General features: G+C 69.9%; 11 protein-coding genes and 1 pseudogene. 7 read left to right on the forward strand and 5 right to left on the reverse strand.

Going from position 1 to position 11042, the window contains the following annotated elements; translation table 11 throughout:
* The 3 genes from ACFXMF_RS43855 to ACFXMF_RS43865 all read left to right on the forward strand — a co-directional run.
* Positions 1-991: WD40 repeat domain-containing protein (locus ACFXMF_RS43855; RefSeq protein ID WP_380021173.1), on the forward strand; the 991-nt coding region annotated here is incomplete at its 5' end.
* 271 nt (positions 992-1262) lie between these two features.
* Positions 1263-1955 (forward strand): DUF6461 domain-containing protein, encoded by a 693-nt coding sequence (locus ACFXMF_RS43860; protein ID WP_379989211.1) that lies wholly within the window; start codon positions 1263-1265, stop codon positions 1953-1955.
* 217 nt (positions 1956-2172) lie between these two features.
* Positions 2173-2829 (forward strand): DUF6461 domain-containing protein, encoded by a 657-nt coding sequence (locus ACFXMF_RS43865; RefSeq protein WP_379989210.1) that lies wholly within the window; start codon positions 2173-2175, stop codon positions 2827-2829.
* Positions 2830-3162: 333 nt separating this feature from the next.
* Here ACFXMF_RS43865 and ACFXMF_RS43870 read toward each other — a convergent pair whose 3' ends face one another.
* Positions 3163-3444: a hypothetical protein gene (locus ACFXMF_RS43870; RefSeq protein ID WP_379989209.1), complete on the reverse strand. Its 282-nt coding sequence runs from the start codon at positions 3442-3444 to the stop codon at positions 3163-3165.
* Entirely contained in the window at positions 3441-4022 is a 582-nt protein-coding gene (locus tag ACFXMF_RS43875) for a hypothetical protein (RefSeq protein WP_379989208.1), read from the reverse strand. Before ACFXMF_RS43875 ends, ACFXMF_RS43870 begins: the two co-directional genes overlap by 4 nt.
* Before the next feature lie 534 nt (positions 4023-4556).
* Here ACFXMF_RS43875 and ACFXMF_RS43880 point away from each other — a divergent pair.
* Positions 4557-6788, forward strand: coding sequence for a SpoIIE family protein phosphatase (locus ACFXMF_RS43880; RefSeq protein WP_379989207.1), 2232 nt, complete (start codon positions 4557-4559; stop codon positions 6786-6788).
* A gap of 111 nt (positions 6789-6899) precedes the next feature.
* Here the strand turns inward: ACFXMF_RS43880 and ACFXMF_RS43885 are convergent.
* A pseudogene (locus ACFXMF_RS43885) lies at positions 6900-7010 on the reverse strand (type I methionyl aminopeptidase); the annotation flags it as partial.
* Between the two features lie 246 nt (positions 7011-7256).
* Between ACFXMF_RS43885 and ACFXMF_RS43890 the strand changes: the two are divergent.
* The 3 genes from ACFXMF_RS43890 to ACFXMF_RS43900 are packed head-to-tail and all read left to right on the forward strand — an operon-like array spanning position 7257 to position 10332.
* Positions 7257-8897 carry a radical SAM protein gene (locus tag ACFXMF_RS43890; protein WP_379989206.1) on the forward strand — a complete coding sequence of 547 codons (1641 nt, stop codon included), beginning with the start codon at positions 7257-7259 and terminating at the stop codon, positions 8895-8897.
* Complete coding sequence (locus ACFXMF_RS43895) at positions 8894-9910, forward strand: aminotransferase class I/II-fold pyridoxal phosphate-dependent enzyme (protein ID WP_379989205.1); 1017 nt, start codon at positions 8894-8896, stop codon at positions 9908-9910. Before ACFXMF_RS43890 ends, ACFXMF_RS43895 begins: the two co-directional genes overlap by 4 nt.
* On the forward strand, positions 9907-10332 hold the full coding sequence (locus ACFXMF_RS43900) for a hypothetical protein (RefSeq protein ID WP_379989203.1): 426 nt from the start codon (positions 9907-9909) through the stop codon (positions 10330-10332). The genes ACFXMF_RS43895 and ACFXMF_RS43900 overlap by 4 nt, the downstream gene beginning before the upstream one ends.
* A gap of 72 nt (positions 10333-10404) precedes the next feature.
* Here ACFXMF_RS43900 and ACFXMF_RS43905 read toward each other — a convergent pair whose 3' ends face one another.
* Both ACFXMF_RS43905 and ACFXMF_RS43910 read right to left on the reverse strand, forming a co-directional pair.
* Positions 10405-10590 carry a hypothetical protein gene (locus ACFXMF_RS43905; protein ID WP_379992133.1) on the reverse strand — a complete coding sequence of 62 codons (186 nt, stop codon included), beginning with the start codon at positions 10588-10590 and terminating at the stop codon, positions 10405-10407.
* A gap of 34 nt (positions 10591-10624) precedes the next feature.
* The coding region (locus ACFXMF_RS43910; protein WP_380021175.1) for a DNA-binding response regulator at positions 10625-11042 on the reverse strand (418 nt) is incomplete at its 5' end.

Below are 11042 nucleotides of genomic sequence, written 5' to 3' on the forward strand. Positions count from 1 at the left end.
CGAACCCCTCACCGGACACGACGACACGGTGACCGCCGTCGCGTGCACAACACTCGACGGGAAGCCCGTCGCCGTCACCGGAGCCGACGACGGCACCGTACGGGTCTGGGACATGGACACCGGCACCCCACTCTGCGAACCCCTCACCGGACACACCGGCCCGGTACACGCAGTCGCGTGCGCGGTGCTCGACGGGAAGCCCGTCGCCGTCACCGGAGCCGAGGATGGCACCGTACGGGTCTGGGACCTGGCCACCTTCGCTCCGCTCGGCGAACCGCTCGCTGTAGACGACCAAGCGGTGTACGCGGTTGCGTACACGACGCTCGACGAAATACCCGTCGCCGTCGCCGGATACGAGGACGGCATCGTGGGAATCTGGGACCTGAGCACCGGCACCCCGCTCGCCGCCCTTATCGGACACACCGGCCTGGTGTACGCGGTCGTGTGCGCAACTCTCGACGGGAAACCCGTCGCCATCACAGGAGCCGCGGACGGCACCGTACGGGTCTGGGACATGAACACCTCTTCGCCGCTCGGCGAACCCCTCACCCACCGCGTCGACATGGTGACAGCGGTCGCGTGCGCGGTGCTCGACGGAAGACCGGTCGCCGTCACCGGGGCCGAAGACGGGATCGTGGTGCTCTGGGACCTGAGCACCGGCACCCCACTCGCCGAACACCCCACCGAACACGCCGGCCCGATATACGCGGTCGCGTGCACGACACTCGACGGGAAACCCGTCGCCGTCACGCGATCCGACGACGAGATCGTAGGGGTCTGGGACCTGACCACCGGCGAGTGCATGGACCGGATTTTCACCCCCGATGTGTGCAGAGCTTTCGACTGGGGTCCGGACGGTCACCTGTGCGTGGCCTTCGAACGGGAAATTGCGCTGCTGCGCCACAAACGACATCACACGAACGAGCGTCCGGTTCACGCGGACACGGCGGACCACCGAACGACACCGACGAGGCGCACGCCGGATTCCTGATGGCCGGCCACGACCTGAAGGACATGACGCGTCCGAAGGCCGGCACGCGGCCCCAGGCGGCGGAGCCCGTCCTCCCGGCCTTCCCGAGCTCCCACGCCGCCCTCGACGCCGCCGGAACTGCCGGTTGTGCGCACCCGATCCCCTGTGACGAGAGGCGACCCGAACCTCGCCGCGGCGCCCGGCCGCACGCAGGGCAACGAAGCCGGCGCCGTTCACCGAGTCCCGGCCGGCGGGTCGACGCGGTGTCGGACGCCGCCCCTACGGTGTGCGGATGAGCGCTTGGGACGGTATCGCGTGGCTGCGCGGGGCCCGCGAGTTCGAGTCGGACCGCTGTGTGACGTTCGCCCGGGGCCTGGAGCCGTTGGAGTTGCTGATCCGCCTGGGCTGCGACCCCGCCACGGCCGTGCCGATGGGGCTCGTCGACGCCACCGAGACCTACTTCGACACCGGCGTGGAGACCATCCGGGCGGGCACCTCGCGCGGATGGGCCTACGCCGTGGAGACCACGGGAAATCGGGGGTCCCGGCCCGGTGTCCTGGACGCGGTCTCCGCCGGCACCGAGGCAATACTCGTCTACGCGGACATCAATCCGGTCGCGTACCTTCTCCACGCCGTGAACGGCGAGATCGTGTGCGGGTTCGAGGAAGACGCCCCCGACGACCGCATCGGAACGGACCCCGACCGGCTCCTCCCCCACTTGATCACCGCCGGACTCCTCGGCCCGGACGGCGAACCACCCGACGACGACGCCCCCGCGCGCGGATGCGCACTGCGCATGGCCGAGACCGTGTTCGGCCTCGACCTCCCCCACGACGCCGTCGTCCACGGGCTGCTCCTCGCCGCCGGACTGCGCGAAGGACTCTCCGACCCCCTGTTCGTCGACACCTCGCCACCCCAATCCATCCCCGACACCGGACCCATCACCCTGACGGTCACCGCCACCGGCCAACCACCCGCCGAGTAGCGACGACACGCCGCCGACCGGGCGGTTCCGGGCCGAACACGCTTCCTGGCTGGTCGTGTCGGCCGCGCGGGGTCGCCGAGGAGGCGCTCGCGCTCTCCCCCGACGCTCCGGCCGCACGGGCGGATCCGGCGACCTCGGCGAGCCTGGGCCGGTCGGTGATGCAGTCCGGCGGCCCGGGGGCAGGGGTGTGTCGGTGTCGTGCTGCAGGATCACGTGCATGACGGACGGAATCGCCTGGCTCGCGGAGCCGCAGAGCATTGCCTTCGGCGGCTACAGCGTGACGCTGGCCCGAGGGCTCGGGGTCGAGGCGCTGGCGGCGCGGATCGCGGCCTCGGCCCGGTGGTCGCAGCGGACGGTGGAACCGGTCGGGGAGCTCACCGGGGCCGGACTGGTCGAGGCGTTGGACTCGGAGTACGGCGATGCCTGGGACGGGATCGGGCTGCGGCTGGGGGTGAGCGGCGGGTGGACCTTCGCGGTGGCGTACGGGGGCTGGTTCGGGGAGTTCCGGGACGGTCCGGCGATCTCCGCGGACGGGGCCTCGGTCTTCCTGTTGGAGTACGAGGAGGAGAACGGCAAGCCGGTGCCGCCGACCTTCCACTACCACCGGGACGGCCGGACGGTGTGCTCGTTCAATCTGCACCTGGACGACTCCTGGGGCACCGGCCAGGTCGTTGGAGACCCCGAAGTCGCGGATAGACTCAAGGAGTTGCTGAGCGCGGAAGGCTTGCCGGACAAGGAGCGAGCGAACCGCGAGGTGCACCGAACCATCCTGGGGGTGCTGGAGCGGCACTTCGGCCTGACACTCCCCCGGGCCCTGGTAGTGGACACACCGCTGCCGGCCGTCCTGCTCGCCGACCGGAGCGTGACTCCCTGATGGGTCGAACTGTCGATCGGGTGTCTCCGTCCGATTGGTGACCAGTGATGCGATGTGGGACGTCCCCCGGGCAACGAAGTGGCTCGGCCTGACACTTCGGGTCGTCAACCGGCCGAAAGACCGGGTCGGGTTCGTCGTCCTGCCCCGTCGTCGGGTGGCTCGCCAACAACAGGCTGCTTGGGTGCGGGAGCGGTCGAGGCCCCCACCTCGCTCGGGATGCGGCGGGCGTGGGGTCTGTGGCCGTAAGTCGGTGGGTTGCCGGCCTCGTTCTGGGGTCCCGGGGCGGGATCGGCCGAGGGAGGCGAGCACCGGGGACGATGCGCGGGCGGTGCCTCAGAACTCCCCGTGCCCACCGGCGGAACCCCCGCCGCGGGCAACGGCCGTGACGACGGTGAACAGCATGGTCGAACCGAGCCACAACAGGACTGCGGACGCATCGAGGGATATCGAGATGTCGGTCCTGCCGTCGCCGAAGTGCACGTTCGACAGGCCCCATACGGCGGTGTCCTGGGCCAGGATCAGAGCGTAGACGAGTTCACCCACGACGGCCGCGACCCAGAGGGAGGCGGCGACGGAGGCACCCACCCGAACGGCGGAGCTGTCGGAGTTGCTCATGGCGCAGGCGTCCTCTTTCCCGTGACGTGTCCGGCCGAGGGCTCGGGCACCACGCGCGGCCAAGCACGATTCGGCGAGACCGGCGTCCTGCCCGGGGGCGCGACCGATCGAATGGACCGAGGCGCACGACGCGCGGGGCACGCCCGGCGCAGAGGTGACGATGCTCCGGTAAACCCTAGGGCAAATCCCGCCCTACGCACAGGACTTCGGCAGTTCGTGAAGCGGACCGACAGGATCCGACCGGGAGCCTGCGGGGATGGCTCGTCGTGCACCGATGGAGCAGGGCAACCACCGCCCGGATCCGTCCCGTACGCAGCACACGGCCCGACCATGACGCGCATCCCCCGAGAGAAGCGACTAGCGAGTCGGCCCCCTGAACAACCCTTCTCAGACCCCTCAGGTGATTGGTTTCCGCCGAGCGAAGGATCTCCGATGCGACCGGTCGACCGGACCTTGTCGAACCGGAATTCCGTCGAATCACGGGGCAACACGACAAAGGCAACGGCCGTACACGCGAGGAATGCGTACACGGCTCGCCTGAATGCGCGGAAGTCTCCGCGGATCGTAAGGAAGAACACGAAAATCAGCCGAGTCGGGTTTGGTGGTCACTGTGTCGGCCGTGAGCGCTGTCGACGCGGTGGAGCCCGGCGGTGTGGAGCAGATGCATCGCGTGGGTCTCGTGTTCGAGTCGGATCGCGGGCGGCGTTACGGCCGGCCATTCGAACTTCCGCTGGGCAGCGGATTCGGGAGTCACTGCCGGACCGCTTCCCGGGGAGGGTGGACCGCCGGCGCCCGAACCCACTCGGAAAGTCCGTACAGTTGGCGGGTTCGCTGGGGCAAGGGCGCGGTGGAAGCCTCGGGTTCGGACGACCGCCTGCGGCTCTCCGCCTCACGCGAGAGGTCAACAAGGAGAAGGATTCCGGCATGCTCGACGATCACCCGGGGTCGAGGTGCGGAGTTCGACGCAGTCCGCCTTGGCGGCCCCGTCAGTTCTTGTGGCGTTCCGATCTTGCTTGTCTATAATAGAATTACTGGGGAAATAGGCGAATATATTTAGGGAAATAGGAGCGGCTTCCTTTTACCCAGCGACGGTAGGTCTTATGGATCGGGAAATGTTTGCCCAGCCGCCTTACGGCGTCAGCGACCCGCGGACGCGCCAAGGCGAGGTGCTCGCGTCCGCGCTGCTGGACGTGTACCACCGGCTGCGAGCGAGCACCTGTGCCGCCTATCTCCCGACGCAAGGCGGCCGGAGACTGGCCGCGTCCATGATCGTGGACTCTCCCCTGGGCTTCGGCATTCCGTCCGGTTTCGACATCGACGACTTGTCGTGGCCGACGACGCAGTCGTATCGAACCGGGAAACTGGTGGTCTTCGACGAGGTCGACATATGGGAGGGGGTACGTCGATCGCCGCATCGGTTTCCGACCAACATCACCTTCTCCATGGCGGTCGCCTCCGCGCCGATACGAACCGCACGGAACCGCTTCGGGACCATCGGAATACGCCTGGTACCGCCGAGGTCGGTCACGACCGAGGAGCAGGAGTACATGCAGGCGGTCGCCGACCGGCTGGCCGCCGATCTCGAGGAGTCGACCGGAGGGGAAGAGGCCGTCACGGCTCCCGCCGTTCCGGTGTTCATCCCCGCGGGACCGGAGCCCGCCGCAGGCGACCCGGACGTCGAGCGGAGGCTGCTGGAGGCCGTGGCGTCGGCGGCGGTCCGCAGCAGCCACCTGTACCAGGTCCAGCGGCTTGCCATGGATCTGACCGGTGCGGCGCAGGTCTCCGACATCCTCGCCCTCGCCCAGACCAGGGTTGTCCAGGCTTTCGGCGGCAGGGCCTCGGCGCTGTCCGTCGTCGAGGGGGAGCGGCTGCACGTGGCGGGGGCCGTCGGCCTGCCGCGCGAGGCGGTCCGCGACATCGAAGGGACGCCACTGTCCCGCCGCACTCCGGAGACCGACACGGTCGCCGCCTCCAGGGTCAGGCTCTTCGGATCGGGCGAAGAGGTGGAGCGGGCCTATCCGGGCGTCACCGTGAATCCCGGCCGGGGAGCACGCGGTTACTTCCCCCTGCTGTACGGCGGCCGGGTGATGGGTTGCTACACCATCGAGTTCGCCGGCTCGCGGCAGCCGTTGTCCGCCACGGAAACCATGCTGCTGAGCCTCCTGCTGGAACAGGTGGCCCAGTCCCTGGGCCGGGCCCGGTCGCAGGAGGTCGAGCACGCCCTCACCCGCAGGATCCAGCACACCCTGCTGCCCGGGAGCCCGCCGCACATTCCCGAAGCGGTCACCACCGCCCGGTACTTCTCCGCGACCGACGGCGTGGCGGTGGGCGGTGATTGGTACGACGTGCTCAACCTGCCCGACGGAAGTATCGGGCTCGTGATCGGCGATGTGGAGGGCCACAACCTGGCCGCGGCAGCGGTGATGGGCCAACTGCGCAGCGTCGTACGGGCGTACGCCGCGGAGGGGCATGGCCCCGCCGTCGTGCTGGAGCGGAGCAATCGCGTTCTGTCGGGCCTGGACGCCAACCTGTTCGCCACGTGCTCCTGCATGTGGGTCGACGTGGCGACCGGCGCCGCCACCATCGCGAGCGCGGGGCACCCGGGACCTCTGGTCGGTGACGGCCGTGACGTGGCGCAGCCGGAACTCGCGGTCGGGCCGCCGCTGGGGGTCGACGCGCGCGCCGTCTACCGGGACACGGCTATCGAACTGCGTCCCGGATCGGTGGTGGCGCTCTTCACCGACGGCCTGCTGGAGCAACGCCGCCTGGGGTTCGACAACGCGGTCGTGCGACTGACCGGCCCACTCGCCGACAAGGGCGGCGAAGACCTCGAAGTGCTGGCCGACGCCATGGTCCACGCCGGCTCGGCGCGGGAGGCCGGCGGCGATGACGCGGCCCTGGTCCTGATGCGGTTCGAAGGCGCTCGGCCGCACGAGACGGCGCGCGTCGCCCGCATGTCGGTGCAACGGCACGACCTGCTCGGGGTCGCCCAGGCCCGCCGGTTCCTGCGGGACGTGCTGTGGCGGTGGTCGCTGCTGCCCATGCTCGACGACCTGGAGGTACTGGTCTCCGAGGTCGTGACCAACGCGCTCATCCACGCCCACAGCGAGGTGGACCTGAGGCTGCGTGCCTATCCGCACCGGATCCGGGTGGAGGTACGCGACAGCGATCCGTATCCCCCCGTACCGACCACGCTGCTCCAGGACGACGCACGCAATGTGGAGGCCGAGTCGGGACGCGGCCTGCTGATCGTCGACGCCCTGGCCACGGCCTGGGGCAGCTCGCCCGCGGGACGGGGCAAGACGACCTGGTTCGAGATCGGCGTGCACACGGACGGGCCGTAGGCACCGGGATCCGTCCCGGCGGGGCACCGATCGCGGTGATCCGGTGGGGTGGCCGGACGGTCCGCCCCAGGTGCCGGCGGGCCGGTTGCCGGACGCCGTCGCGACGAAGCCCACCGAATATGCCGCCTCGCCGAGGACCGAGCCGATGGCATGGGCGATGTCGCCGATGCGAGCCCCCGGTCGGGCAGCCGCGATGCCGGCGCTCAACGCGCGTTCGGTTGCGCAGGATGGCCGCGGCCTGCAACCGATCGCCACGCCCGCCGAGTTGGGCCGCCCGCTACACACCCGGTGGAAAGTGCATCCGGACCGAACAGTGCATGCCCCTCGACGGACCACGCCGGCCATGGCAGTTGATCCCGTGACGTGCCCGGCGTGGGTCTCGCTCCGTCAGGCCGGCTCGGCGGTGTCGCTCGGCGGCGCGGGGCGAGCGAGGAGCGTGCCGACTGCCTGGTCCAGCGTGGTGGGCGGGTGGCCGAGGACGCGGTGGAGGTCGTCCGTCTGCCGTTCCAGGACGCCGGATCGGACCTGGTCCTCCAACCGGCCCCGGGCACCGGGCGTGAGACCGTGCCGGCGAGTTCGGCTTGGACACCACCACTGCCGAACTCCTGCGCACCATCCGCGAATCCGGTGTGGAGAACGTCGCCGTCCCGCGATCGTGCGGATCGCACCGCGCGGGGCCTGTCGTTGACGACGCATCGGATCGGGGCAGCACGTTCCGGCTGCGGTTTGGGCCCATGTCGTCCGGGCCCGTTCATGCATGATGACAGGATGAACCACAGCGACCAGCGCTTCCACGTCATCGTGCTGTCGAACTTCGCGAAGGGCTTCGACAAGTACGCGTTCGCCTACGGTAAGGCGGGAATTCCGGAGAGTACCCATCCCGACCGGTTCCACCTGCTGACCCGTGCGGAGTTGGGAATCGGCATCGGCAAGGCAGGACGCCTGCTGGAACGTCTGGCCATTCCGGGCGATCGGCTGCTGGTGCTCGAAACCATGGTGGACCCCGACCAGTTGGTGCCCAACGTGTCGACCGGCCTCGGCACGGAACTGCACGAGGCTCGCATCCGGTTGTCGGCAGTCCACGAACTCGACCAAGCAGGGCACGAGTTCATTCTGCGCCCGACGACCGTCGAGGATGCGATGGCAGCCTCCCTGCACCTGCACGAATCGGCACAGCGTCGCTACGCAGACGCGCGACCGCGCTCGGTTTCGCTTCTGCCGGTCGCCTCCGCCTGCCAAGCCCGGTGTTCGTTCTGCTTCTCCTCGGCTTCGATCTCCAGCGACCAGGCGCCGGCACGGGTCCCTTGGGACGCGGTCACCCACTGGCTGGAGCGCGCTCGTGCGGCGGGTGCCGAGCGGGCAGTGATCACCGGCGGCGGGGAGCCCACGCTCATACCGTTCGACCAGCAGCTGCGACTGGTGTCCGCCTGCGCGGCGGCCTTCCCGAAGGTTGTCCTGATCACCAACGCGCACACTCTGGCGAAGGGCCTACACGCCGACCGGGCCGGCCGCCTCGCGGCCCTGGGCGCGGCGGGCCTGAGCGTGCTGGCGGTCTCCCGACACCATCAGGACGACGCCGTCAGCGAGCGGCTGATGACGCTGCGCACGCCGGTGAGCTCGGTGATCGACACCTGGCGCGTGGGACGCGACCGCTGGCCGGGGCTGCGGATGAGGCTGATCTGCGTGCTCCAGCACGGCGGCGTCGCCGACGCGGCCGATGTCGCCGACTACCTTTCGTGGGCCGCGGCCCTCGGTGTCGACGAAGTCTGCTTCAAAGAGCTCTACGTGTCCACCAGCACCGAGTCGCTCTACTTCGACCGCGCCGCCAACGTCTGGAGCCGAGAGCACCAGGTCTCGCTGTCCGTGGTCACCGGGTTCGCCGAGCAGCACGGCCTCGAACCGGCGAGCCGCCTGCCCTGGGGCGCGCCGGTCTACCACGGCAACTGGGACGGACGGCCGATGCGGATCGCCGCCTACACCGAACCCAGCCTGCTCTGGGAACGCACCAACGGGATCGCACGCAGTTGGAACGTCATGGCCGACGGACGCTGCTACGCCTCCTTGGAAGACCGGGCCAGCGAGATCGTGGCGGAAGGTGCCACGGCATGAGGTTCGACGAGTTCCAGGAATACCGACAGCGGCAACTCGGTGCTTCCTCGTCGCTTCTGGACGCCGCCGAGACCAACGTGTACCGGGCGCTGGCTCCGATACGACCGGAACCGCCGACCGACACGAGTACGGTGCACCGATGCGATCTCGCCCGTGCCTGGCTGCGGCGCTTCGAACTGCCGGAAGAGTGGTCCCGCCACGCCATGGTCTGTCGAGGGGTCCGTCACGGGCTCGGCGTGGTGTTCCACTGGCTGCACGCCACGCAAGCGCGGTTGTGGCTGCCCGGCGACGTGTATCCGGTGTACTTCGAGCTGGCCCGCGCTGCCGGCCTGGCGCCCGAGTCCTACCCGACGCTACCGGCGCCGGCCCTGCCGAGGTCGACGGCGGACCACCGGCCCGAATACCTGTTGCTCGCCAACCCCAGCAGGCCGCTCGGCCGGTACCTGTCCGATGCCGAGTGCGCCGCGGTGACTTCGTGGTTGCGGGTATCACCACGCCGTCGCCTGCTGATCGACAGTGTCTACGATCTGGGCGCCCCCTTCGCTGCGGGCACACGGCGATTGCTGGACACCGGTCGCGCCGTCCTGCTGCATTCGGTCACCAAGGGATGGTTGTGGCCACGCACGTTCGGCGTGGTCCTGCTGGGTCCGGCGGAGGCCGAATTGGCCGAAGCGTTCCGGGCGGATCCACCGACTTCGGCACAGCTGAGGCTCGCCGACCGTCTGCTGACCGAGCACGGCGACGTGCCCCGGCAGGTCGTTGATGAACTGGCCGCACGGGCCGAGCGACTGTTCGAACGGTTGCCGGACGAAGTACTCGGGGCGATTCCCCTGGCGAGCCGAACCTGTCCCGGCAACTACTTCTTCCCGGTTGGCATCCCAGCGGAGACGCTCCGGCGCGAGTGCGGCGTGCTCGCCATGCCGGTCGGCGTGTTCGGGGAAAGCAGTTGGTCCGGCTCGGTTCTGACCAGCCTTGCCGACGGTTTCGGCCCGACGCCGGCGGTGGCACGGTGAAACCACCGGAGCACCCGGCCGTATACGACGATGCGGACTTCCACGATCAGGAACTCGCCGCGCGGACCCACGACATCCCAGCAGGGCGTCCGTTCTCGCGCGCGCAGGGCGCCGGGCACGGGATCGTCCACCGGATACCGCAGGGCCTGGCACCGGGCACACTCGATCCTGGGACCCGACGGCCAAGTCGCCGACGACCTCGAACCGTTCACACCATCGCTCTGCGCCGTGGCTCGGTCACCTCGGCGATCCGGGCCCTGGAGCGGTCCGCCGAACTCCCGGCCGGTCCCGCGCAGCACGGCCGGCGGCTCCTGCTCGCGGCCGAGTACGCCTTCCGGATCGGCCGGGCCGAGATCATGGGACGGCTCGTCACCGCGGCGACGCACGACCGACGTTCCGACTGCGTCGGAGACCCCCGCTGAGACCGCCGCGGGCCGGCGACCGCATGGGGTGGCCGGCCCGCGGCAGGGCGAACCTATGAGCCCCTGGCGCGTTCATCCCACCGGTTCGTTCGCTGCCTCGGTCGTTGTCGCGCTCGCCGCCGCCGTGTTCCGCCGCGCGGCGACTTCGGTGGGGGTCTCCCGCAACAGAATCGCGATCAGGATCGCCGCGCCGGTGAGCAGGGCCGCGCTGACGAAACCCCGGGCCGGGCTGTTCGACCGTTGCGTCCCGGTCTTCACCGGCCATCGCGTGACGTCCGGGGCCTCGTCGGCGTCACAGGCCGGCCGCGATGGCTCGGCGTACCGCGTCGGCGCGGTCGCGGATGCCGGCCTTGGCGAAGAGGTTGTTGATGTGGGTTTTGACGGTGGCCTCGCTGATGAAGAGTTTCTCGGCGATGGCCCGGTTCGGCAGGCCCTGGCCGATGAGGGTGAGGACCTCGCGCTCGCGGGGTGTGATGTCTTCGGGAAGGCTTTGCTTCGGTGCCGTGGCCCGGGTGCGGACGGTGGCCAGCAGCCGGTCTTGGACCTCGCGGTCGAGGACGGACTGGCCCGCGGCGGCGGCCCGGATCGCGCGGACGATGTCCCGGCGTCCCGCGTTCTTGGTGAGGTAGCCGCGGGCACCCGCGCTCAGCGCGGCCAGGATCGAGTCGTCGTCGGCGAAGGTGTTCAGGACGACGACGGCCACTCCGGGG

The sequence above is a fragment of the Embleya sp. NPDC059213 genome (assembly GCF_042754445.1).
GTDB lineage: Bacteria > Actinomycetota > Actinomycetes > Streptomycetales > Streptomycetaceae > Embleya.